The sequence below is a fragment of the Rhizobium leguminosarum bv. viciae USDA 2370 genome (assembly GCF_002008365.1).
Taxonomy (GTDB): Bacteria; Pseudomonadota; Alphaproteobacteria; order Rhizobiales; family Rhizobiaceae; genus Rhizobium; species Rhizobium leguminosarum.
In genome coordinates this window covers 109,803-131,790 of the sequence record NZ_MRDL01000059.1, presented here as the reverse complement: position 1 = coordinate 131,790, position 21,988 = coordinate 109,803, and the positions used below count along the sequence as shown (strand labels likewise).

General features: G+C 61.4%; 21 protein-coding genes and 1 pseudogene. 12 read left to right on the top strand and 10 right to left on the bottom strand.

Annotated elements, in window-relative coordinates; genetic code table 11:
• Window positions 1–11 precede the first annotated feature (11 nt).
• Window positions 12–926 carry a hydrogen peroxide-inducible genes activator gene (locus BS629_RS34770; protein ID WP_018245487.1) on the bottom strand — a complete coding sequence of 305 codons (915 nt, stop codon included), beginning with the start codon at window positions 924–926 and terminating at the stop codon, window positions 12–14.
• Between the two features lie 146 nt (window positions 927–1,072).
• Here BS629_RS34770 and katG point away from each other — a divergent pair, with 146 nt between their 5' ends.
• The gene (gene katG, locus BS629_RS34765; protein ID WP_077988793.1) at window positions 1,073–3,259 is read left to right on the top strand and encodes a catalase/peroxidase HPI; all 2,187 of its coding nucleotides are present in this window, start codon (window positions 1,073–1,075) and stop codon (window positions 3,257–3,259) included.
• 65 nt (window positions 3,260–3,324) lie between these two features.
• Here katG and BS629_RS34760 read toward each other — a convergent pair whose 3' ends face one another.
• The 4 genes and pseudogenes from BS629_RS34760 to BS629_RS34745 form a co-directional block, all read right to left on the bottom strand.
• A complete protein-coding gene (locus BS629_RS34760) occupies window positions 3,325–3,735 on the bottom strand; it encodes a type II toxin-antitoxin system VapC family toxin (protein WP_018245485.1) in 411 nt (136 codons plus the stop codon).
• Window positions 3,732–3,980: pseudogene (locus BS629_RS34755) on the bottom strand (antitoxin); the annotation flags it as partial. The gene BS629_RS34760 and the pseudogene BS629_RS34755, both read right to left, overlap by 4 nt.
• A 141-nt stretch (window positions 3,981–4,121) precedes the next feature.
• The gene (locus BS629_RS34750) at window positions 4,122–4,679 is read right to left on the bottom strand and encodes a DUF3299 domain-containing protein (RefSeq protein ID WP_018245484.1); all 558 of its coding nucleotides are present in this window, start codon (window positions 4,677–4,679) and stop codon (window positions 4,122–4,124) included.
• A 209-nt stretch (window positions 4,680–4,888) separates the two neighbouring features.
• Window positions 4,889–5,347, bottom strand: coding sequence for an SgcJ/EcaC family oxidoreductase (locus BS629_RS34745; RefSeq protein WP_018245483.1), 459 nt, complete (start codon window positions 5,345–5,347; stop codon window positions 4,889–4,891).
• Window positions 5,348–5,491: 144 nt separating this feature from the next.
• Between BS629_RS34745 and BS629_RS34740 the strand changes: the two genes are divergently transcribed.
• From BS629_RS34740 to BS629_RS34725, 4 genes are all read left to right on the top strand, one after another.
• Window positions 5,492–6,667, top strand: coding sequence for a sensor histidine kinase (locus tag BS629_RS34740; protein ID WP_245268272.1), 1,176 nt, complete (start codon window positions 5,492–5,494; stop codon window positions 6,665–6,667).
• Window positions 6,664–7,326 carry a response regulator gene (locus BS629_RS34735; RefSeq protein ID WP_018245481.1) on the top strand — a complete coding sequence of 221 codons (663 nt, stop codon included), beginning with the start codon at window positions 6,664–6,666 and terminating at the stop codon, window positions 7,324–7,326. Before BS629_RS34740 ends, BS629_RS34735 begins: the two co-directional genes overlap by 4 nt.
• Window positions 7,323–9,287, top strand: coding sequence for a sensor histidine kinase (locus tag BS629_RS34730; protein ID WP_018245480.1), 1,965 nt, complete (start codon window positions 7,323–7,325; stop codon window positions 9,285–9,287). The genes BS629_RS34735 and BS629_RS34730 overlap by 4 nt, the downstream gene beginning before the upstream one ends.
• 66 nt (window positions 9,288–9,353) lie before the next feature.
• Window positions 9,354–9,821 (top strand): response regulator, encoded by a 468-nt coding sequence (locus tag BS629_RS34725; protein ID WP_018245479.1) that lies wholly within the window; start codon window positions 9,354–9,356, stop codon window positions 9,819–9,821.
• 162 nt (window positions 9,822–9,983) lie between these two features.
• Here BS629_RS34725 and BS629_RS34720 read toward each other — a convergent pair whose 3' ends face one another.
• Entirely contained in the window at window positions 9,984–10,451 is a 468-nt protein-coding gene (locus BS629_RS34720; protein WP_018245478.1) for a nuclear transport factor 2 family protein, read from the bottom strand.
• Between the two features lie 146 nt (window positions 10,452–10,597).
• Between BS629_RS34720 and BS629_RS34715 the strand changes: the two genes are divergently transcribed.
• On the top strand, window positions 10,598–10,966 hold the full coding sequence (locus BS629_RS34715; protein WP_018245477.1) for a winged helix-turn-helix transcriptional regulator: 369 nt from the start codon (window positions 10,598–10,600) through the stop codon (window positions 10,964–10,966).
• 13 nt (window positions 10,967–10,979) lie between these two features.
• On the opposite strand, the gene BS629_RS34710 is transcribed toward BS629_RS34715, so the two are convergent.
• A complete protein-coding gene (locus BS629_RS34710) occupies window positions 10,980–11,954 on the bottom strand; it encodes a zinc-dependent alcohol dehydrogenase family protein (protein WP_026188674.1) in 975 nt (324 codons plus the stop codon).
• Between the two features lie 53 nt (window positions 11,955–12,007).
• Between BS629_RS34710 and BS629_RS34705 the strand changes: the two genes are divergently transcribed.
• The 4 genes from BS629_RS34705 to BS629_RS34690 all read left to right on the top strand — a co-directional run bounded on the left by BS629_RS34705 (window position 12,008) and on the right by BS629_RS34690 (window position 16,064).
• Window positions 12,008–12,424, top strand: a complete 417-nt coding sequence (locus BS629_RS34705; RefSeq protein WP_018245475.1) for an acyl-CoA thioesterase — start codon at window positions 12,008–12,010, stop codon at window positions 12,422–12,424.
• 29 nt (window positions 12,425–12,453) lie between these two features.
• Window positions 12,454–13,983 (top strand): class I adenylate-forming enzyme family protein, encoded by a 1,530-nt coding sequence (locus tag BS629_RS34700; RefSeq protein WP_026188673.1) that lies wholly within the window; start codon window positions 12,454–12,456, stop codon window positions 13,981–13,983.
• The gene (locus BS629_RS34695; protein WP_018245473.1) at window positions 13,961–15,163 is read left to right on the top strand and encodes a thiolase family protein; all 1,203 of its coding nucleotides are present in this window, start codon (window positions 13,961–13,963) and stop codon (window positions 15,161–15,163) included. Before BS629_RS34700 ends, BS629_RS34695 begins: the two co-directional genes overlap by 23 nt.
• Before the next feature lie 151 nt (window positions 15,164–15,314).
• Complete coding sequence (locus BS629_RS34690) at window positions 15,315–16,064, top strand: sensor histidine kinase (RefSeq protein ID WP_018245472.1); 750 nt, start codon at window positions 15,315–15,317, stop codon at window positions 16,062–16,064.
• A 75-nt stretch (window positions 16,065–16,139) separates the two neighbouring features.
• On the opposite strand, the gene BS629_RS34685 is transcribed toward BS629_RS34690, so the two are convergent.
• Complete coding sequence (locus tag BS629_RS34685) at window positions 16,140–16,598, bottom strand: carboxymuconolactone decarboxylase family protein (RefSeq protein ID WP_018245471.1); 459 nt, start codon at window positions 16,596–16,598, stop codon at window positions 16,140–16,142.
• A 360-nt stretch (window positions 16,599–16,958) separates the two neighbouring features.
• On the opposite strand from BS629_RS34685, the gene BS629_RS34680 reads away from it, so the two are divergent.
• Window positions 16,959–17,723, top strand: coding sequence for an SDR family oxidoreductase (locus BS629_RS34680; protein WP_018245470.1), 765 nt, complete (start codon window positions 16,959–16,961; stop codon window positions 17,721–17,723).
• Window positions 17,724–17,769: 46 nt separating this feature from the next.
• Complete coding sequence (locus BS629_RS34675) at window positions 17,770–18,183, top strand: cupin domain-containing protein (protein ID WP_018245469.1); 414 nt, start codon at window positions 17,770–17,772, stop codon at window positions 18,181–18,183.
• A 48-nt stretch (window positions 18,184–18,231) separates the two neighbouring features.
• Here BS629_RS34675 and BS629_RS34670 read toward each other — a convergent pair whose 3' ends face one another.
• Entirely contained in the window at window positions 18,232–19,515 is a 1,284-nt protein-coding gene (locus BS629_RS34670; protein ID WP_018245468.1) for a cystathionine gamma-synthase family protein, read from the bottom strand.
• 73 nt (window positions 19,516–19,588) lie between these two features.
• Window positions 19,589–20,668, bottom strand: coding sequence for a YihY/virulence factor BrkB family protein (locus BS629_RS34665; protein ID WP_018245467.1), 1,080 nt, complete (start codon window positions 20,666–20,668; stop codon window positions 19,589–19,591).
• Window positions 20,669–21,988 lie beyond the last annotated feature (1,320 nt).

Here is a 21,988-nt window from a genome sequence, read left to right as displayed (position 1 = left end):
TACCAGGTCCATCACCGCGCGACATACTGTTCGCGCATGCTGTCGGCTGATCGGCGAACCGCCTCTGAAACCTGCACGAGCTGTTTGGCCATGGGCGTCGAATGGCGCCAAATCATTCCGATCGTTCGCGACGGCTGCGGAGACTGGAAGCGCGAAATCGAAACATGCGCCGAGCGCGTTTCGAGAGGAACAGCCATCTCCGGAATCAGGGTGATGCCAATACCGGCGCTGACCATCTGAACCAGAGTGGATAAAGAGCTGCCTTCCATGACTTCCCGGGGGCGGGCCGGCCCTATCTTGCAGAACGACAAGGCCTGATCGCGAAAGCAATGGCCTTCCTCAAGCAGCAGCAACCGCATTTCGCGCAGCGCCTCGCGTTCGGGCACCGGCTTGCCCTCGTCTTCGGGCCGCCGGACCAGCACGAACTCTTCCTTGAAGAGCTCGTGCTCGGTCAAGGAGGGTTCGGACACGGGCAAAGCAACGATTGCAGTGTCCAGCTGGCCTTGCGCCAACTCCTGAACCAGCTTCGACGTCTGCGTCTCACGCACCTCGATCTGGATACCGGCAAAGCTCCTGTTCAGATCGTTGATGATCGCTGGCAACAGATAGGGTGCAATCGTTGGGATGATGCCGATGCGCAGCCGCGTCAGGAAGGGATCGCGCGAGGTCCGCGCCAGCTCCGCCAACTCATCCACGCCACGCAGTATATCGCGGATCCTGAGAGCCACGGTCTGACCGAAGGCGGTCAGCTTCACCTCACGCGCATTACGCTCGAAAAGCTCACCGCCCAACTCTTGCTCAAGTTCTTTGATTTGCATTGACAATGCCGGCTGGGAGATCGCACAGGCGTCGGCAGCGCGTCGGAAGCGGCCATCTCTGGCCAGGGCTTCAAAATAACGTAGCTGTTTCAGGGTAAGGTTCTTCATAACCTCAGCTTATCGCAACGATCAGTAAATCCAACTTAAAATTATGACGCGCTTCCGATATGAAGACTGCCACAAGGGGAGAGTGGGGCGTAAGCTCGGCTCATCTTTTTTACGCGCAGACAGATCAAGCAACGAAGGAGACGATCATGGACAATCCCACTGACAGCGCAGGCAAATGTCCTGTTGCCCACGGCAATACGCCTCGCAGCCGATCGAATCGCGACTGGTGGCCGGACCAGCTGAATGTGCAGATTCTTCACCACAATTCCGGCCGCGCCGACCCGCTCGGGCAAGCCTTCGACTATGCCGAGGAGTTCAAAAAGCTCGATCTCGACGGCCTGAAGAAGGATCTTCACGCGCTGATGACGGATTCACAGGATTGGTGGCCGGCCGATTTCGGTCATTACGGCGGCCTGTTCATCCGCATGGCCTGGCACAGCGCCGGCACCTACCGCATCACCGACGGTCGCGGCGGCGCCGGCCAGGGCCAGCAGCGTTTCGCGCCGCTCAACAGCTGGCCTGACAATGCCAACCTCGACAAGGCCCGCCGCCTGCTCTGGCCGATCAAGCAGAAATACGGCAACCGCATCTCCTGGGCTGACCTTCTGATCCTCACCGGCAACGTCGCGCTCGAATCCATGGGCTTCAAGACCTTTGGTTTCGCCGGCGGCCGCGCCGACGTCTGGGAGCCTGAGGAACTGTTCTGGGGCCCTGAGGGAACCTGGCTGGGCGATGAGCGCTACAGCGGCGAACGCGAGCTGGCAGAGCCGCTCGGCGCCGTGCAGATGGGCCTCATCTATGTCAACCCCGAAGGCCCGAACGGCAATTCCGATCCGCTGGCTTCCGCCCGCGACATCCGCGAAACCTTCGCTCGCATGGCGATGAACGACGAAGAGACCGTGGCGCTGATCGGCGGCGGCCACACCTTCGGCAAGACGCATGGCGCCGGCGACCCGTCCCTGATCGGCGCCGAGCCGGAAGGCGGCGCAATCGAGGACCAGGGTCTCGGCTGGAAGAGCTCGTTCGGCACCGGCGTCGGCAAGGATGCCATCACCGCCGGCCTCGAAGTCACCTGGTCGCAGACACCGACCAAGTGGAGCAACTACTTCTTCGAAAACCTCTTCGCCTTCGAATGGGAACTGACGACGAGCCCGGCCGGCGCGAAGCAGTGGCAGGCCAAAAATGCCGAAGCCTCCATTCCGGATGCCTACGACGCCTCGAAGAGGCACCTGCCGACCATGCTGACGAGCGATCTCGCGCTGCGTTTCGATCCGACCTACGAGAAGATCTCGCGCCACTTCCTCGAAAATCCCGGCGAGTTCGCCGACGCTTTCGCCCGCGCCTGGTTCAAGCTGACCCACCGCGACATGGGACCGAAGGTGCGCTATCTCGGCCCGGAAGTTCCGGCCGAAGACCTGATCTGGCAGGATGTGATCCCGGCCGTCGACCATCCGCTCGTCGACGACAAGGACATTGCCGAACTGAAGGAAAAGGTTCTCGCCACCGGCCTTACCGTGCAGGAACTGGTCTCGACCGCCTGGGCGTCGGCCTCGACCTTCCGCGGCTCCGACAAGCGCGGCGGCGCCAATGGCGCGCGCGTCCGTCTTGCCCCGCAGAAGGACTGGGACGCCAATCAGCCCGCCCAGCTCGCCAAGGTGCTCGGCGTTCTCGAAGGCATCCAGAAGGACTTCAACGCCGCCCAGACCGGGGCCAAGAAGATCTCGCTGGCCGACCTGATCGTTCTCGCCGGTGCTGCCGGTGTCGAGAAGGCGGCAGCGGCCGGCGGCAACGCCGTCAGCGTGCCCTTCACGCCGGGCCGCATGGATGCTTCCGAAGCCCAGACCGACGCGCATTCCTTCGCAGCGCTCGAGCCGCGTATCGACGGCTTCCGCAATTACGTGAACGGCAAGCGCCATCAGTTCATGAAGCCGGAAGAAGCGCTCGTCGACCGCGCCCAGTTGCTGACGCTGACCGGACCTGAAATGACCGCCCTCGTCGGCGGCCTGCGCGTGCTGAAGGCCGGCGCCCCCGAGCACGGCGTCTTCACCTCGCGTCCCGAGACGCTGACGAACGACTTCTTCGTCAACCTGCTCGACATGGGCACGCAGTGGGTTCCTGTCGCCGGCAAGGAAGGCGTCTATGAAGGCCGCGACCGCAAGACCGGCGCTGCCAAGTGGACCGGCACCCGCGTTGACCTGATCTTCGGCTCGCACTCGCAGCTTCGCGCCTTCGCCGAAGTCTACGGCCAGGCCGACGCCAAGGGGAAGTTCGTCAAGGACTTCGTCGCCGCCTGGAACAAGGTCATGAACGCCGACCGCTTCGACCTCGTCTGATCGGCAGCATTTTACCCGGGCGCAGTTTCGGCTGCGCCCGGGCATTTTTTCATCGGAGGCGGGATCTATCGCCCGACCGTCCAGTCCTCGACAAGCAGACCATCGACGCGGCGGAATACCCCGACATTGTTGGTGACGAGAACCAGATCCCGGGTCCTCGCCTGAGCGGCGATCAGAACATCATAGGGGCCGATCGGCGTTCCCTTTGCCGCCAATGCGGCACGGATCTCCCCAGCGGCCAACGCATCCTCCTGCTCGAAGCCGACGACTGAGAAATCCGCCACGAACAGGCGCAGGGTTTCGAGATTGTAGGAAGTTTTCGTGCTTTTATAGGCGCCATGATAGAGCTCGTGCATCACCGCGGTCGACAGCCCGATCGATCTCTCGTCGCTGTCGATCACGCGCTTCAGCAGTATTTCGGATTTTCTGCCGATCAGGGCGATTAGCGCATTGGTGTCGATAAGATGTGTGATCACTTGAACAGGTCCTGAAGATCAGGCCTGTCCTGCCCCTCCGGCTGCTCCCGCCCTTCCGCCATGAAATCGTCGCTGAGGCCGCGCTCCAAGGCGCTATGCAACGATGCCCACCGCATGCCGCGATCGGCCCGTGGCCGAAGGATCACAGCATCGCCCTCCCGCGTCACCTCCACCTGGTCGACGTCGAAGCGGAATTCCTTCGGCAGCCGGACGGCTTGCGAATTGCCGGATTGAAAGACACGCGCTTATTGCGGCATAGGGACTCCTCCGCAGTTTGTATATATGCCGTTGTATACACGCGACTGGCGGGAGTGATGCAAGAAGCCGTCTCTGCGCCTTCGAACGGATTTAGATTTTAGGCCGAACAGGCCTAAAATCATCCTGTTCTAGCGAGGCAGAATGCCGAAAGGCGAAAGTGACAGCAGATCGGGATCAGTCGTCGCCGTTACTGTCGCTACCTGGGCATGGCTTATGCTGTAGCCGTAGGTGAGGACGCGGTCACCGTCGATCATGAAGAATTGCGCCTGATCCAGGCCGGGTCGCAGGTTACCCGTCACGGTGACACTCTCGTACATTCTTGCCAGGTGCAATGGCTCTTCCGGAACGACACGAACCAGTTGGTTGGGTGGAGGAGACGGCATGTGACTGCAGGCTCCGGCCCAAGGCACGAGCATGAATTCGTAGACAAGATCGCCGTCCTGGTCGATCGGCAGAACGAAGCCCGTCAATTCGATCGGATGTTCCTCGCCATGCCAGGCGAGTGTTTCGCCCTGTGGGCCGCTCACCGCCTTGCCCGACAGCGGCACTGTCGCTTTGGGCTGATCGGCCGGCCGTAAAGCGCTCCAGAAGATAGGCTGTGCGGCAGCGAAGGCGTTAGAAATTGGCCATGCCGAACCAACTGCCAGCGCCGCGAACGTCAGGAGGAAAGGTTTGTCTTTCATCATTGCATCTCCACCGGGCCGGCCGCTTTGACCACCTTGCCGCTGCCGTGAGGATGCTACTCTCGATCCGGTTCGGCCGTCAAAGCTTCCGGCGCGCTCGGCAGAGGCCCGAGCATGACGAAAGAGACGTTGGCGTGCTTCGTCAGCAGTCAGGAGACCCCGCGCGGGGTGAACACGGAGTCTCCCTGACGGACCAACAGAACGATGAAGCCTTACTTCTCCGGCATCATCGAAGAGTGGTGCGAGGTGATCAGCCAATTCCCGTCCTTGAACTCATAGGTATAGGTGTAGCGGGCCGGAACCTTCGAGCCGTCCTTCAGGCTGAAGGTGTAAGTGCCGACGTCGACGGCCCAGTTACATCCGATCTGGATGTCGCGGCTGTCGATGTGGCCTTTGGGCTCGTTCGCCAGGAAATGCTCGAAATAGTCGATCCGCTCCGTCTGCGTCAGACGAGGTTTGTCCGACAAGGTCGCGAGAAGCACGGAGTCCTCACTGTAGTTCTTGGCGACCTCCTGGGGGCTCAGCGTCGCGAGCGAGGTATTCCAGCGGTCGAAGAGCTTGGCGATTTCCGGCTCGCTTGTCGGCGCACAGGTTGCGATTTCGGTAGCCGCCGCGGCCGACTGGACCTGTACGAAACCGAGAACGAGGGCGGCAGCAATGATGGTACGCATTTTGACTTTCCTATGTGGCGGTTCCGGCGGACATCGCATCGGTCAACCGCATGACCAGCAATTTAAGTATCCTGTGCTGCCGCCTCATCTGCCGGGTGGCTTCGATCCGATCTGCCGAACGGCATAGATGACATTCCCGCCGGAATGACTATCGTGCCGGCGTCATTCATCTTCGGAGCAGTCCTGTTCGGCATGGAGCACGATACAAGTCAAACGCACTCGCCAAACGTTGCAGAACTGCGGGCTCTTTACCGGGCCGCGGAAGCGCGGGCGGCTCGTCTGCGTTTCATCATCGAAGTGCAGAACCTGCTCGATGCCGCGGCATTCGAAACGGCTGCCCTGGATGCTCTGTCCCGGCTTGCAGACTTCGCGGGAGCATCGCTTGCCAGGCTCGTTTTTCCGTCGTTCCAGGGAAAAGTACCCGTGCAGCTGTCGGTGGGTAAGTCAACGAGCCCGGAAAGCGATAACATCTTATTTGCCTCGCAAGCCGGTTCCGATCTCTGCCTGACGATCATCGGATCGTCAAAAGCGCGCGCCATCGATGCCGACGACCGGCAGACATTGGAGGTGGTGGCGGGGCAGCTCGCCGACGCCTACAATCTTAACCGGCAGGCGGCGGAAAATCAGGCGCTTCTCGGCGATCTCCAGCGGCAGCGCAGTGAGCTCGCGGCCCTTGTCGCGCAGCTGATCCAGTCGCAGGAGCAGGAGCGGCAGCGGGTGGCGCTCGATCTTCACGACGGCTCGGCGCAATTTGTAGCAGGCCTAAGCTATCGGCTGCAGGACCTTGCGGCCCGCATCGGCGACGCGCACGCCCTGAAACCCGAAATCGACCAGCTCGCCGCGCTCGCGCGCCATTCCGTTGCCGATCTCAGGGCGGCCATCGCCGATCTTCGCCCGCCCGAGCTCGATGATCTCGGCGTCGCCGCGGCCCTGCGTACGCGTCTCGATGCGATCGATGATCTCGAGGTGATCGCCGATCTCGATGCCGCCGCCGATCGCTGGCCGGCATCGACGGGAATCATCTTCTATCGTGTCGCGCAGGAAGCGATCACCAATGTCATCAAGCACGCCGAGGCGAGCCGCCTGGTCGTCCGTCTCTTCGAGGATGGCGCGGGCGAAGCGCATCTCGAAGTGATCGATGATGGCAAAGGCATCAGCGAGCTGCGCCATCCCCAGATGCGGGGCGGGCGCCTAGGCATTGTCGGCATGCGTGAACGGCTGGCGCTGCTCGGCGGCCGGATCGAGATCAGCGTCGGGTCTTCGGGGGGCACACATGTGCGCGCCACCGCTCCGATTTCGCAGGAGACGACATCAGAATGACGGCATCGATCCTTGTCGCCGACGATCATGACATCGCCCGTGCAGGCCTTATCGCCATGATCGGCGGTGAAGACGATTTTCATGTCGCCTGGGACGTGCGCGACGGCGTGGAAGCGGTGGAGGCCTGTACGCTGCACAAACCGGATCTCGCTCTCCTCGACATCCGCATGCCTCGCCTGGACGGCCTCGCCGCGACGAGGGAGATCCGGCGCGTGTCGCCGGGAACACGCGTCATGATCATCACGATGCATGACAGCCTCGACTACCTGGAAGCGGCGATCGAGGCCGGCGCTACGGGCTACCTGCTCAAGGACGCCAGCCGGGAAGACATTCTCCGCACGATCCGGCGGGTCCTTCAGGGTGATGCCTTCTTCGACGGTCCGCTCGTCGCAAAACTATTGCGCCGCGCCGCCACCAAGCCGCAGACCAACAGCAGCGCTTTGGAGACCCTGACGATCCGGGAGCGCGAAGTCCTGTCGAAGGTGGCCGAGGGCCTGACCAACAAGGAGATCGCCAGGGCCCTGAAGATCTCGCCCGGTACCGTGAAGATCCACGTTGAGCGCATCATCGGCAAACTGGGCGCCGGAGACCGGACGCAGGCCGCGGTCATGGCCGTCCGCGGCGGGCTCGTCGAAGCATCGAAAGAGCAGCAACCATGACCGCGACAATGACCCCGACGGGGCGCCTGACGGCGTGGCGCTTTGCCGACCTTCCCCTTCGCGCGAAGGGTATCGTCATCATCACGGTGCCGCTGGCGCTGCTGCTTGCAGCCCTCGCCTCGGTCTTCGTGGCCGACCGGCAGAGCCGGATTGCCGAGGATCAGGTGCGGGTCACGCTCGAGATCCAGTCGGGCATTCAGGAGATCCATGCCTCGATCGCTGAAGCGGCGACCGCGATGCGGGGTTATCTGTTGACCGGCAGAACCGATTTTCTTGATCCCTTCAACCGGGCTGAGGAAAGACTGCCCGTCGTGCTCGACGAAGTCGGTCGCCGGTTGCGGGATGAAGAGCAAAAGAACCGTCTCGAACGCATCCGCACCCTCGTCGTCGCGAAGGTCGATCGTCTCCAACTCCTGAAACAGGCCGACATCCTGCGCGCCGGCGGACGCGAAGACCTTGCGGCCAAACTCATCGATGGCAAGCAGGTACTCGACGTGCTGAGACAGGAAATCGACGCGATGAGCCGGCGGGAGGCGGATCTGCTTCACGCGAGGACCGAGGCCGCGGACCGGGTTCGCACTCTGTCCCGAAGCCTGATGATCGCTGCCGGTTTCCTTGGTTTTGCCGGAGCGCTCGTCGCCGTTTTCCTGTTTTCGGCAAGCATCGTCCGTCGGGTGCATGCCCTGAAAGCCCAAGCGCATCGACTGTCGCGGGGCGATGTCGTCAGGGTAGCGGATCCCTTCCGTGATGAACTCGGCAGTCTCGAACAGGCGCTCGAAGATGCAAGCGTGCTTTTGAAAAAGCGCGAGGCTGATCTGACGGAAAGCGAGGAGCGCTTCCGGCTATTGGTCGAGGGCGTCAGCGACTACGGTATTTTCGGGCTCGATACCACAGGGCTGGTTGTGAGCTGGAATGCCGGCGCGGAGCGGATCAGTGGCTATGCGGCCGAAGAGATCATCGGCCAGCATTTTTCCCGTTTCTATCCCGCCGAAACCAGGGAGGCGTTGCCGGCAGAAGAGCTTTCCAGGGCGGCCCGCGACGGACGGGCCGAGGCGGAAGGCTGGCGCATCCGCAAGGACGGCTCTCGGTTCTGGTCTCACGTCGTTGTGACTGCCCTGCATGATGAGGCGGGCCGCCTGCGCGGTTTTTCCAAAATCACGCGAGATATTACCGAGCGCAAGCAAATCGAAGAGGCCCTGCTTGCCGCCCGCGAGGATGCGGTTCGCGCGAGCAACGCCAAGAGCGAATTCCTGTCACGGATGAGCCACGAGCTACGCACGCCGTTGAATTCCGTCCTCGGCTTCGCACAGCTTCTGGAAATGGATGTCACCGATGCGGATTCCAGGGATAGCGTCGCCCAAATTCTAAGGGCCGGCAGACATCTGCTCAGCCTGATCGACGAGGTTCTCGACATGGCGAGGATCGAGGCCGGGCGCATGGATCTTGCCATCGAACCGCAACGCGTCGCCGATGTGATCGATGAAGCGGTGTCGCTTGCGAGGCCGCTCTGCGGCAAGCAGCAGATCCGCATAGAGGTTGTCGAGCCCGAGCGAGATCTGGCGGTCCTGGCTGACCGGCGGCGTCTCCTCCAGGTGTTCCTGAACCTTCTCTCCAATGCGGTGAAATACAATCGTCAACAGGGAAGCGTGACCGTGAGCCACCGCGAGATGGGCGGCGACACTATTCGGATCGAGGTCAGCGATACCGGTCCCGGCATCCCGGCGGAACGCGTTTCCCGGCTCTTCACCCCATTCGATCGGCTGGGAGCAGAACGTATCGGTCAAGAAGGGACCGGTCTCGGGCTTGCGCTGTCGCGTCATCTGATCGACGCCATGGGCGGCGCGCTCGGCTTCAGTAATCGTCCGGAAGGTGGCGCCACCTTCCACGTCGATTTGCCGCGCCCGCCCGTGGCGACGCAGGGAACCCGAAGACGAGGCCTCTCCGTCGAAAGTCCGCCATAGAAGACGTCGCCTATGATTTGATCGCGCGCTGATATCCTCCAACGCCTTTGACGAAACGTTTGGCCCATGACAGACCCCACCGACATCGTGCGACGATCGACGATCCTGATCGTCGACGACGAGCCCGCAAATGTTTCCCTGTTGGAACGCATTCTCAAACGCGAAGGCTTCAACGAACTCATCAGCACCACCGAGCCACGCGAGGCGTTGCGGCTCTTTCGCGAACATCCGGTGGATCTCGTTCTTCTCGACCTGATGATGCCCGATCTTGATGGCTTCGCTTTGCTGGAGACCTTCGCAAGGCTCATTCCTGAAAACAGCTATCTGCCGATCCTGGTTTTGACCGCCGATGCAACATTGCCGACGCGCCGACGGGCGCTTTCTCTTGGCGCGAAAGATTTTCTGACGAAACCGTTCGATGCGATCGAGGCCATCCTGCGCATCTTCAACCTTCTCGAAACCCGTATCCTGACCCTGGAGCTTGCCAAACACGGGCTGGCAACGCCGAAATCGGAGCGTCCCCGGATTGATTGACGGGATCGGTTGATGGCACCAGCCATCTTGGCGTATGGGCGTTAGGCCATCGGCAAATGTTGACCGAGCAGTGCGGCGGAAATCGCCAGCAACGAGAGAGACGGCTGAACCAGGCGCGCTGTGTCGATAATGGGGCCAGCGAGGCAGCCGGCCCCATCCAGCTCAGAACATGGTGTTCTTGTTTGCCGCCTCTTTCGGAACGGCCTGGATCACGTCCCAGTGTTCGACGATCTTGCCGTCCTTGACGCGGAAAATATCGACGATCGCCTGGCCGAGATCGCCTGCGCCGTTCGTCGCGTGTACATGCAGCCAGACCAGATCGCCATCGGCGGCGCTGCGGACGATCTCAGCCTTCGATTGGGCATTGTCCTTGAAGAAGCCGGCGAAGAAGGAAATCAAAGGCTTCTTCCCATCGGGAACTTGAGGATTGTGCTGCCGGTAGTCGTCGGCGACGACCGAGGCAGCCGCGATATCGTGCTTGTTGAAGAACCGGTCGTAGAACTCGACAACCAGCTTCCGGTTGGCTTCTTCGATCTTCAAATCCCGCGTGGCCGATTCAGCAAAAGCGCCGGCCGGCGCGGCGATGCCCGCCAAAATGACGAGTGCGAAAAGCGATTTCCCGAATGTCATGCATTAAGCTCCTTGGTATGGATCGGCGAGCTAGTCTAGAATACAGACTATGACGCTTGGTCTATGAAACCGCTGCATCTCAGGCAAGAAGGCAGTTTCTGGTGCCAAGGTCAGCCGGCGATGACCGAGAATTGCAGGAGAAAGCCGTGTCAGAGACGCATGACCCAAGACAACAGCCCGGCGCTGGATGCCCGATCAGAGGCGTGCTCGATCGCATCGGTGATCAATGGAGCCTGTTGACACTCGATGCGCTGGAAAACGAGAAAAAGCGCTTCAACGAACTGCTGCGTGAAATCGGAGACATCTCGAAGCAGATGCTGTCCAAGACGCTGAAGCATCTGGAGCAGGACGGCTTCGTGCGGCGCACCGTCTATCCGCAGGTTCCGCCTCGCGTGGAATATGAACTGACGGAGCTGGGGCGATCCTTCCTCATCCCCATGAAAGCCTTGGTCGGATGGGCCGAGCAGAACCATGCGGCAATCAGCATCGCTCGGCTACGGCACGAAAACGCCTAGCGGCGAAGCCCTGTCAGGCCAAGAGCACCTTGCCGCCCGTTCGGAAGGGAAGCGCGGACTGCAGGGCTTGCCTGACATTTTCCAAAGGAAACACCTCGCGCACCTCGGTCGCGATGACCTTCGAAACGATCTGCGCCGCAACCTCGGAATAGGCCTGTTGGACATCGCCCATGGCTTGCGAATGAACCCATTCCCGAAGGTGAAAATAGGAAAAGGAAATATCGGGATGGGACGCCCAGAATGAATTCGGGATGCTCTGCCCCGAGAGCAGACCGTAATGCACGAAACGTCCGCCCGGCCGCAGCGCACCGGCGAGGACTGCGGCGCGCGCTCCTCCGACGCAGTCGAGCACTGCGTCGAGCCCATGCCGGCCGGCGAGCCCGGCAACCAGATCGCTTTCGCTTTCTTCCCTATCGATGATGACAGCCTCGACCCGGCCGCGCAGGCGCTCAAGTGATCCTTCGCTGCGCACGATGGCGACCGGCTCCACCCCTGCGGCGTTGGCGAGATCGATCAATATCGCTCCGATCGAAGAGGCGGCGGCATTGACGGCGATGCGCATGCCCGGCCTCAGCCCGATCTTGGCATGCAGCATCAACCAGGCCGTCATCGGATTGACGTAGCTCGTCGCAGCCTCGAAGTCGGTGAGCTCGTCCGGAACACGCAGGCACCAGCCGGGATCGGTATCCTTGAATTCCTGCCAGCCGCCGGCGCTGCGCACCGGCAGCACGCGTGTTCCGGGGGAAAGCCCATGAACCTCTTCACCGCACTGTTCAATCACGCCGAACGCTTCGAAGCCCGGAATGAAGGGCAATGTGGTGCGTCCGCTATAGGCTCCTGATATGGTGATGATATCGGACGGATTGATCGCCCGCGCCAGCAGGCGCACCCTCACCTCATCGCGCCGCAGCGGCGGCAGCGCAGCCTGCTCGAGTTCGACGACATCCTGAGCCGGGCCGAATTTTCGCACGACCGCCTGATATTGCATTGCATCCCCCACACACTGCGGTTAGATCACCCCGTCGAATTTTCGGTGATCGAATGAGCGTTGACGACAGGCCTTTAGCATCGTTCCGGGTCTCGATGCGAGACATCGACATCTATGGTCATGTCCACAATTCCCGTTATCTCGACTATTGCGAGGATGCAGTCGTCGAGTTCCTGCGGCAACGGCAAATTCTCAGCCATTTCCGCCACACTTCCTCCGGCGTCGCCTATCACGTGAAGAAGGCGGAGATCACCTTTCACAGCCCCATCGACCTTGACGATGTTGTCGAGGCAAAGGTGGACGTGGAGAAAATCGGGCGCACGAGCCTGTCCTTTGCGATCGAACTCTTTCGCCAGCGCGATGGCGCCCATTGCGCATCGGCGCATTTCGTCTGGGTCTGCGTCGGCCTCTCCGACAGCCGCCCGACGCCGATTCCCGAAACGACCAGAGCCGCTCTGTCTCCGGGCTGACGGCCGATCATTCAAACCCGCGGGTGTCCATGCCGATCCATGTGCAGCTTCTTCGACATGCAACGGAGACACCGGACAAGCCGGCGCTGGTGATCGACGGGCGTTCGCTCAGCTATGGCGAGCTCTATGTCCGCGCCAAGGCAATTTATCGCTTTCTCCAAGATCTCCCTCGCTCGAACCGCCGCACGCTCGATCTGCCCGGTGTGGAGAAGCTTGCCGCTCTCAGCCTTGGCAACCATATCGCCTTTGCCGAGTATTTTGCGGCGGCCACCGCCTACCCAAATGCCTGCGCGGTCGTCGACCCGATGATGCCGGCGGAAAGAATCGAACGCATAATCGAGCGGCTGGTGCCTGACGTTTTGATTGTCGACGACGATGCTGGACCAAGCGCCGAAATTGCCCGAAGACTTGGCATTCCCGTCATCGCTGCCGGAGCGGAGGCTTTCGACCTCGCCTCGACGCAAGGTGCAGCCGAGCTGCCGGTCGATGCCGATAAGATCTTTCTGATCGGCTTCACGTCGGGGACCACTGCCGAGCCGAAAGCCTATTGTCGCTCGCGCGAGCAATGGCGCCGGAGCCTCGATCGCGGACGCGTCGTTTTCGAGCTCGAAGACGCCCCCTCGACAATGTGCCCGGGAGCCTTGGCTCATGGCCTGGCGCTTTATGCGCTGGTCGAAGCTCTTGATGCCGGGGCAACCTTCCATTCAGTCCGGAAATGGGAGCCTAGTGCGGTCGCACGCGCCCTCTTCTCGGAAGGGATCGAACGGCTGGTCGCCGTTCCCACCCATATAGCCGGGATTGCCAGGGCCTGGACGGGTGAACCGGCCCTGGCCTCCCTGCGTGATGTCCTCACTGCCGGCGCAAAGCTCGATGTCAACGGTGTGGAATCCATGCGCCGCCTGTTTCCGAAGGCGCGCATCCGGGAATATTACGGCGCATCCGAGATTGGTTTCATGACCGTCTCGACCCTCGCGGGCGGCGAGATCGATTTTCCGATCGACCGGGTCGGACGAGCCTATCCCGGCGTGGAAATCTCCATTCGCGACCCCGATGAAAAGGATGTCGGGATCGATGTGGCGGGAACCATATTCGTCAGAAGCGACCTGATCGCGGATGGATATCTCTGGGGCGATGACGGTCAGGCCTTCCGGGTCACAGAAGCCGGAGCGACGGTTGGAGATCTCGGCGAACTCGATGCCAATGGCATGCTGCGGGTGATCGGCAGGGCGGGCGGCATGATGATATCAGGCGGCAACAACGTTTATCCCGCCGAAGTCGAGAGTGCGCTCAAGGCCTGCCCCGGTGTAGAGGATGCCGTTGTCTTCGGGCTGCCGGACGCCTATTTCGGCCAACGGATCGTCGCCGTTGTCTCGGGAGAGACGATGGACCCGAAAATCCTGGCCGATCATTGCGCGCAGATGCTCGGGAAGTACAAGATCCCCAAGCAATTCTATCATATAAGGTCCTGGCCGATGACGAGCAGCGGGAAAATCTCGAGGGGGCAAGTGGAGCGGGCCGTGGTTTCTGGAGACGATCTTGTCCTACGCCTTTCAGCCTGACGAGGATTGGCAGCCAGTCGTGGTTGCCGCCTACCGGTCGCCGATCGGCCGGGCTTTCGGATCGCTTGCGACTGTCGCGGCGGAAGACCTGCTTGCGCCGATCATTCATCGGATCCTTTCCGAAACGGGAATTGCCCCCGACACCATAGACGACGTTCTGGTGGGCAACGCCGCAGGTGGCGGTGGAAACATCGCGCGGCTGGCAGCCCTCACCGCAGGTCTGCCCATGGCGGTTCCGGGCGTGACTATCGATCGGCAATGCGGCTCGGGTCTGGAAGCGATCATCACCGCAGCCCGTCTGATCCAGGCGAAAGGCGGGTCGTGCTTTCTGGCCGGCGGCGTGGAGAGTGTCAGCACCGCGCCATGGCGCGTCGAAAGACCAAAGGCGAATGGGATGCCGCCGCGATTTTACGGGCGCGCCCGGTTTTCGCCTGAAACGATCGGCGATCCGGAAATGGGAATTGCCGCCGAAAACGTCGCGCGGCAGTTCGGCATAACGCGCCAGAGACAGGATGAATTCGCCCTGCGCAGCCACCGGCTCGCCGTGCAGGCGGCCGAGGCGGGCATCTTTCGGCCCGAGATCGTTGAAATTCCCACCAGCCATGGTCAGATCGAACGGGACGAATGCCCACGTGCCTCCACATCCCTCCCGGCGCTCGCAAACCTCCGGCCGGTCTTCCTGGCCGATGGTTCGGTGACAGCAGGCAATGCCTGCCCGCTGAACGACGGCGCCTGCCTGGTACTTGTCATGAGCCGCGCAATGGCGAGAAGCATGGGCATCGAAAAGGGCCTTGCCTTCATCGATAGCGCCGCTGCCGGTGTGGATCCCAATCTGCTTGGTATCGGGCCGGTCGCCTCGACCAGGAAGCTGCTGCAGCGTCAGTCCGGGCTCTCGCTCTCCGACATCGATGCCATCGAATTCAACGAGGCCTTCGCGGCCCAGGTTCTGGCATCGCTGGATCAGCTCGATATTCCTGCCGATACGATCAACAGGAACGGCGGAGCGATTGCCTTGGGCCACCCGTTCGGGGCGTCCGGCGCAATCCTCGTTACCCGACTATACAGCCAGCTGATCCGCGACCTCAGCGGATGGGCGCCGGGCGCGACCGGCCTGGCCATGATCGGTATCGGCGGAGGCATTGGGCTGACCGCCATGTTCGAGGCTACCCAGCTTTCCTGACCAAAATAGGGTAACGGCATCCGGCGCGCGACCATACGACGGTATTGCTTTCCCTCACCCTTGAACCAATCGACTACAACCCCGCTCGCGTCATAGCCTCCATTTGCTCGGGAACGACATGTCTGTTGCTGGAGCGGATGAGGAGCAAAGCATGTCGCAGTCAGATACCAACATCCTCGCTGATGAAGCTTACTTTTCCCACACTCGACCGGATGCGATTGCCTTCGATGCAAATTCTGCCGACGGCATATTTGGCGTCGTCCACGATCTGGGCAATCTGATCCAGGTCGCCACCTCCGCGCTGAACATGATTTCACGCAGTCCCGACATCGAGATGGCCCCTACCCTCCTGCCGATCTTCGCCAGTGCCAGGATTTCGCTTCAGCGTGCAGGAACGCTCGTTCAGCAGACGATGCGCCTTGCGAGCGACGGCAATGCCGCCGCCGAGCCGGTCGACATCAGGGCTTGCCTGATGGAGATCGAAGCCCTGGCCAAAGCGACCTGGGATCGCAATATCGCGTTCGAGATATATGCCAGCGAGACGCTTCCGATCTTCCGATGCAGCCGCGTAGGGCTGCAAAGCGCCATTATGAACCTGCTGCTCAACGCGCGCGACGCCATGCCGGATGGCGGCGTGATTTCAATCATAGCCACCTCCATCGACGACGAACGCGCCGCAGCCGGGATCGAATTGCGGATTTCGGACAATGGTCTCGGGATGACAGAAGATGTGCTACGCAGGGCGAGCGATCCGTTCTTCACGACGAAAGCATCGGGGCTTGGCGGCCTCGGATTGCCGATGGTGAATCGATTCGTTCGGGAAGCACGGGGCCATCTCCGTCTGGAAAGCGAGCTCGGCCGAGGCACGGTGGTGACACTGCGATTGCCCGTCGAAGGCTGAGGCCCAGCAATCCCGGGCCAAATTCAGTGCATAGCCGGGCGAAGCTTTTCGCCAGGCTCATTCCTAACGCAGCTGTCAGGCGGCGGCGCGTTTGTGATCTGCCGGATGCTGAAGCCGAAAGCCGATCGCCAGCCTGTTCCAGGCGTTGATCATCGCAACACCGATCGAAAGGGCCACGAGCTCGTCATCCGCGAAGTTGGCGTGTGCCTCTTCATAAACATCATCCGGCGCATGGCTTTTCGCGATCTGAGTGAGAGCCTCGGCCCAGGCGAGTGCGGCCCGCTCCCGAGTGGTGAAAAGCTGCGACTCCCGCCACGCGTTCAAAAGCAGCAGCCGGTCATCCGTTTCGCCGAGCTTCAGCGCGTCCTGGCGGTGCATGTGCAGGCAGTGAGCGCATCCGTTCATCTGGGAAACGCGCACCTTGACGAGTTCGAGCAACTTCGGATCGAAGCTTTTGGCAATCCAGCCTTCAACGGCCACGAGGCCGTCGATGCCGCTGTTCTTATGGGCCATGAAGTTCAGACGCTTGATCATTCTTATCTCCATCGTGAGAGCATTGATGACGCAAGCCTCGGCTTGCAGGCCAGTGAATACGCCTTGCCTTCCGGGTCGACCATCTGCCCCAACGGTTTATCAAGCCGATGCCTGTTGACGTGATGTTCCGCCATTTCGGCCAGCTGGCCTACTGCGTTGGCATAGGGTGAGAGCGACCGAGGAAGAATAGTTTGGGACCGCGATCCGGCGCATCCTCCTGCCCATCGGTTACCGGCCGCACCGGCGACGGTCCCGATGAAGTCGCTTCGCTCATTGGGGACGCGGTGGGCATGCCGAGCAGTTGCCTGCTCACCTTCAGGTCACCAGAGGACATCCTCGTAAAGGACAAGGAGACTAAACATGAAAATCGTCGTTATCGGCGGCACTGGCCTCATCGGCTCCAAGACCGTGGAAAGATTGCGTAACAAGGGGCACGAGGTGTTGGCGGCTTCGCCGAACTCGGGTGTGGACACGATTACCGGCAAAGGCCTGGCGGAAGCGCTCGCTGGAGCACAGGTGGTGCTCGATCTCGCAAACTCACCCTCGTTCGAGGACAAGGCCGTCCTGGAATTCTTCCAGACGTCGGGCCGCAATCTGCTCAAGGCAGGGGCTGCCGCCGGCGTCAAGCATCACATCGCGCTGTCGATTGTCGGCATGGAGCGGCTGCAGGGCAGTGGCTACATGCGCGCCAAGATGGCCCAGGAAGAGCTGATCAAGACTTCCGGCATACCCTACACCATCGTGCACTCCACCCAGTTCCATGAATTCATGGCTGGCATCGCCCAGTCGGGCACCGTCGGCCAGAGCGTGCATCTGTCGCCGGCCTATGTGCAGCCGATCGCCTCGGACGACGTCGCCGACGTCATGGCCGAGGTGGCGCTCGGCACGCCTCTGAACGGCACGATCGAGATCGGCGGGCCCGAGAAAGTCCGCCTCACCGAAATCGTGACGCGTCTCTTCAAGGCGACGAATGATCCGCGGCAAGTGGTGGCGGATCCGCATGCCCGCTACTTCGGCGTGGAGCTCGAGGATAATTCGCTCGTGACCGGCGCCAAGGCGCGGCTTGGCCAGATCCGCTTTGACGATTGGCTGAGCCGGCAGCCGCCCCAGAAGAAGAGCGCCTGACACCGGGCGCCAAGCGACCCATTCCCATCAACTGAGGAGACCAGACATGCTCAAAAAAATGATCTCGGCAGCAGCGCTTGCGATTGTCCTTGCCGCCGGCACTCAGGCTTATGCCGCAGGCGGCGACGCGAAGGTTCGCGTCGTTTTCGACCAGAAGCTTCCCAATGTTCCCGGCAAGAGCATGCGGGCGGTGCTCGTCGAATATGCACCGGGCGGCTCGTCGCCCGGTCATACGCACCCGGCCTCGGCCTTCATCTACGCCACCGTTCTCGAAGGGGCGATCACCAGCAAGGTGAATGACGGGCCGGAGAAGGTCTATAAAGCAGGCGAAAGCTTTCCCGAATTTCCGGGCGATCATCACGCCGTCAGCAAGAACGCCAGCAAGACAAAGCCGGCGCGCCTGCTTGCGGTCTTCGTGCTGAATACCGACGAGACGGAACTGACGACCGACGACAAGTGACGTGACCCACGATGCCCGGCGCCGCCGGGCATCGATTTCTCCCGCCCATCAGGCGCCCTGCAGCGCCAGTTCCAGATCCGCCACCAGATCATCCGGATGTTCGATGCCGATCGACAGCCGGATCGTCGATTCCAGAACGCCGATCCGCTGGCGGATATCGGCGGGCACGCCGGAATGCGTCATCGTTGCCGGGTGGCTTGCGAGCGATTCCGTGCCGCCGAGGCTGACCGCGAGCTTGAAGATCTGCAGCGCGTTCAGGAATTTGAACGAGGCTGGCTGACCGCCGCGAATGTCGAAAGAGAAGGTGGAGCCGGCGCCGCTGCATTGCGCGATGAAGGTCCGGCCGGCCGGCGATTCCGGATCGTGGTAGGGCAGGTAGTGAACCTTCTCGACCTTTGGGTGATCACGCAGAAAGTCGGCAACGGCCCGGGCATTGCTGTTGGCCCGTTCCATACGAAGCTGCAGCGTTTCCAGCGACCGGCCGAGCATCCAGCAGGAATGCGGATCGAGCTGGGTGCCGATCGCGCCGCGCAGGGCCTTGATCTGCTTGATCACCGCCTTGCGACCAAGAACGGCGCCGGCGATCAGGTCCGAATGACCACCGACATATTTGGTCAGCGAATAGAGCGAGATATCGGCGCCGTGCTCGATCGGCCGCTGGAAGACCGGTCCGAGTAGGGTGTTGTCGCAGACAATGATCGGCATATGGCCCTGTCTTGCACCAATCATGTCGGCCACGCGTCGGATCATCGCGACATCGACCAGACTGTTGGTCGGATTGGCAGGCGTCTCGATCAGGATGACGGAGACGCGGCCCTTGGCCATCGCCTCTTCCGCCGCCTTTTGCACCGATCCTTCGCTGACGCCGTCGGCAAATCCAATGGCGGCGACGCTGAAGTTCAGAAAGGTCTTTGCCAGCAATGTTTCGGTTCCCCCGTAGAGCGGCTGCGAATGCAGGATCGCATCCCCCGGCCGGACGAAGGCGAGCAGAGTCGTGGCGATCGCCGCCATGCCGGATGAAAACAGCACGCCGCTTTCCGTCCGTTCGTAGACGGCGAGCCTGTCTTCGACGATCTCGCTGTTTGGATGGTTGAAGCGCGAGTAGACGAGGCCGGCCCCCTTCCCCTCGGGCGGCTCGCGGCGGCCCGACACGTAATCGAAGAAGTCGCGGCCATCCTCGGCTGTATTGAAAACGAAGGTGGAGGTGAGAAACACCGGTGGCTTGACCGCCCCTTCCGAGAGTTCGGGATCGTAGCCGTAGTTCAGCATCTGCGTCTCGGGATGCAGTGCATGATTGCCGATATGGGTTTTGGAAGGATGCGGGGCGGTCATCAACGTCTCCTGTGTCGGGACTGCAGAAATGGCAGAATACATCAAAACCATATGAGAGGAGCAATCATCGCGGTCAGCTTATGGTCTTGCCCAGAGTGTCGGCGACATAGGCCCCGCGCGATCCCATCGGCAGCGGCGCTCCCGTCGTCGTGTCCTTCGCGGTCTGATGCTCCAGTTCGGCGTTCAGCTCGCCTCCGATGATGAGAATGACGACCGAAAGCCAGATCCAGATGAGGAAGCCGATCAGTGCGCCGAGTGTGCCGTATGTCGCGTTGTAATTGGCGAAATGATCCAGATAGTAGGAGAAGCCGAGAGACATGGCGGTCCAGGCGACCGTGGTCAGAGCCGCGCCCCACGTCATCCACCGGAGTTTGGCAGGCTCCCGGCTGGGGCCGAAGCGATAGACTGATGTAACGGCCACAGCGACGACCAGCAGAAGCAGCGGCCATCGCATGAGAAGGGCCATGTGCTCCTTGAATTGATCGAGCCAGAGATAGGAGAGGACAACAGGCATGACCCCGACGAGCGCCACCATGACAATTGTCAAAAGCATTGCGCACAAGGTGAAGCAAAGGCCGATCAGGTTCAACCGGACAAGCCCCCGCTTCTCCTCTTCCTCATAGGCGACGTTCATAGCGTCGAAGATCGCCAGCGTGCCGCTATGCGTGCTCCAGAGGGCGATGCCGAGACCGACAAAAAAGGTGATGCCGAGCGTAGCGTCGCGACGATCGACGAGTTCCTTGATCTGGTCGGCAAGAAGATCGAACGCGCCTGATGGCAGAAGGCCAGCCAATTCGCGAAGATGTTCGGATATGGTGGTCGGATCTGCAACCAGCCCGTAGAGTGATACCAAAGCCGCCATGGCTGGGAACAGCGCCAGCAGCAGATAGAAGGTCACGCCCGCGGCAATCAGCGTGACCCGGTCGGCGAGGACCTCGTGGAAGACGCGCCAGAACACGTCGCGAAGGCCGCTGAAGGGAATAGCCTCGGGCGTGCTAGCGCTGCGGCCATGATCGTCACTCGAGCGACCGACATCCGCAGATGGGGCAGCCGACCTGCGCTCCGTCGCCTGCATCAAGACAAATGCGCCGATCGCTGCGGCCATGATTGTCGCCGCAATGGGGAATTTCTTGAGGTGAAGCACATCTGGCATGAGGATGTTCTCCGATCTGGTGCGGAGATAACGCGGGGTTCCGCTAAAGGATGCAAGCCGTTGCTTTCCTGCGGACATTTAAGCAGGGGCGAGGTCAGCAGGTTCCCGCGGTCCGGGTCAGGCGGCAGGGATTGGAGGTGATTGAGGGGACGTCAAGTCGCGCAGCCACTGCGCTCGGTACCGCCTAAGCAACGGATCTTAAGTCGTTTTAGAAATTATAACGCATTGATATTACTGCAATCACCTCCGGCTGCGGAAGTGAAATCGGCCTTTAGTTCCTTTGCTGCGTTGTGCTGATTCTTTTCGCAAGTCTACCGATGGGGCGGCTTGAGGGCCACGAGACCGGTAGATCGGGGCGCAGCTCCGATCGAGAGCGCGACTTGGACTGAATCCCACTGCCGTCCGATGCCGGCGACCGCGACGCGCTGTGCAGCAAGCCCGACAAAACAATAGCGCCGGTGACAATGGCCTGCAATAGCCGTCTGCGTTATCAACGGCCAAATGCAAGACGGACCCCTGCGAGCTGATTGCTTTCGCTCGGCGCGCCGCATGGCAAAGCGTCGTCGCGACCTAGATGGTGACCTGCCCGCGGACGCGATCTCGATGGCGACGGCGGTTGCTTGATAGCGTGTCGGCAATCGGCAGAACGCGCATCGACCAAGTCGCCACGCGAAAGGAACTGCGTGGCAATGTGGCGGAGACTTAGTGCGCGCGTTGCTCGGGACGTCGGCCAGCTCACAGCCTGGCGCTATGTGCCATCGACGGCCCCTCCCCGACCGCGACTGGAGGCGCTGCTCGGGCAGTTCATTGCTGGGTATCTCGCGCATCCCTTTTGGAGGCAGGAGATCATCCACCGGCATATCGGCCGGGATTAACGCAGGTCTTCCATATTGCCAGAGAGCGAGGATCCACACGTCATCAAATAACGTGCATCGAAGGCGGGCGCCGCCCTATCTGATATGGCGGCGCGCCATGGCGTGACGGCCGGCTATCCCAGGTAAGGCGAACTCGATGCTGCCTGCCCCACATGCGCTCAGCTCGCCACCGAAAGCAGATCGGCGATAGTTGTCGCTGGGGCATGTGCGCTGACGGACGGTCGGCCGATATCGGTGACCGCCCGTTTGAACAACGGGCTAATACGTCGGAAAGCCTCGGCATTGAGCTCCCGATTCCGTCGGGTCGAAAGGCATCCCCTCCCCTGTCGCGTGATCCTTCCGCTCGATCTCGTGAAAAGTCGGATGCGACGACGTTCGGTCGGTCGGCCATCACATGGAAGGCGCGGCTTTAATGACGGCAGGACAGTCGTTCCTCCAGTCTTCC

Excerpts from the sequence above, each read along its gene's own strand:
- BS629_RS34770 (WP_018245487.1), bottom strand. The coding sequence starts at position 926 with ATGAAGAACCTTACCCTGAAACAGCTACGTTATTTTGAAGCCCTGGCC.
- katG (WP_077988793.1), top strand. The coding sequence starts at position 1,073 with ATGGACAATCCCACTGACAGCGCAGGCAAATGTCCTGTTGCCCACGGC.
- BS629_RS34750 (WP_018245484.1), bottom strand. The coding sequence starts at position 4,679 with ATGATGAAAGACAAACCTTTCCTCCTGACGTTCGCGGCGCTGGCAGTT.
- BS629_RS34745 (WP_018245483.1), bottom strand. The coding sequence starts at position 5,347 with ATGCGTACCATCATTGCTGCCGCCCTCGTTCTCGGTTTCGTACAGGTC.
- BS629_RS34740 (WP_245268272.1), top strand. The coding sequence starts at position 5,492 with ATGACTATCGTGCCGGCGTCATTCATCTTCGGAGCAGTCCTGTTCGGC.
- BS629_RS34735 (WP_018245481.1), top strand. The coding sequence starts at position 6,664 with ATGACGGCATCGATCCTTGTCGCCGACGATCATGACATCGCCCGTGCA.
- BS629_RS34730 (WP_018245480.1), top strand. The coding sequence starts at position 7,323 with ATGACCGCGACAATGACCCCGACGGGGCGCCTGACGGCGTGGCGCTTT.
- BS629_RS34725 (WP_018245479.1), top strand. The coding sequence starts at position 9,354 with ATGACAGACCCCACCGACATCGTGCGACGATCGACGATCCTGATCGTC.
- BS629_RS34720 (WP_018245478.1), bottom strand. The coding sequence starts at position 10,451 with ATGACATTCGGGAAATCGCTTTTCGCACTCGTCATTTTGGCGGGCATC.
- BS629_RS34710 (WP_026188674.1), bottom strand. The coding sequence starts at position 11,954 with ATGCAATATCAGGCGGTCGTGCGAAAATTCGGCCCGGCTCAGGATGTC.
- BS629_RS34705 (WP_018245475.1), top strand. The coding sequence starts at position 12,008 with ATGAGCGTTGACGACAGGCCTTTAGCATCGTTCCGGGTCTCGATGCGA.
- BS629_RS34700 (WP_026188673.1), top strand. The coding sequence starts at position 12,454 with ATGCCGATCCATGTGCAGCTTCTTCGACATGCAACGGAGACACCGGAC.
- BS629_RS34690 (WP_018245472.1), top strand. The coding sequence starts at position 15,315 with ATGTCGCAGTCAGATACCAACATCCTCGCTGATGAAGCTTACTTTTCC.
- BS629_RS34685 (WP_018245471.1), bottom strand. The coding sequence starts at position 16,598 with ATGATCAAGCGTCTGAACTTCATGGCCCATAAGAACAGCGGCATCGAC.
- BS629_RS34680 (WP_018245470.1), top strand. The coding sequence starts at position 16,959 with ATGAAAATCGTCGTTATCGGCGGCACTGGCCTCATCGGCTCCAAGACC.
- BS629_RS34675 (WP_018245469.1), top strand. The coding sequence starts at position 17,770 with ATGCTCAAAAAAATGATCTCGGCAGCAGCGCTTGCGATTGTCCTTGCC.
- BS629_RS34670 (WP_018245468.1), bottom strand. The coding sequence starts at position 19,515 with ATGACCGCCCCGCATCCTTCCAAAACCCATATCGGCAATCATGCACTG.
- BS629_RS34665 (WP_018245467.1), bottom strand. The coding sequence starts at position 20,668 with ATGCCAGATGTGCTTCACCTCAAGAAATTCCCCATTGCGGCGACAATC.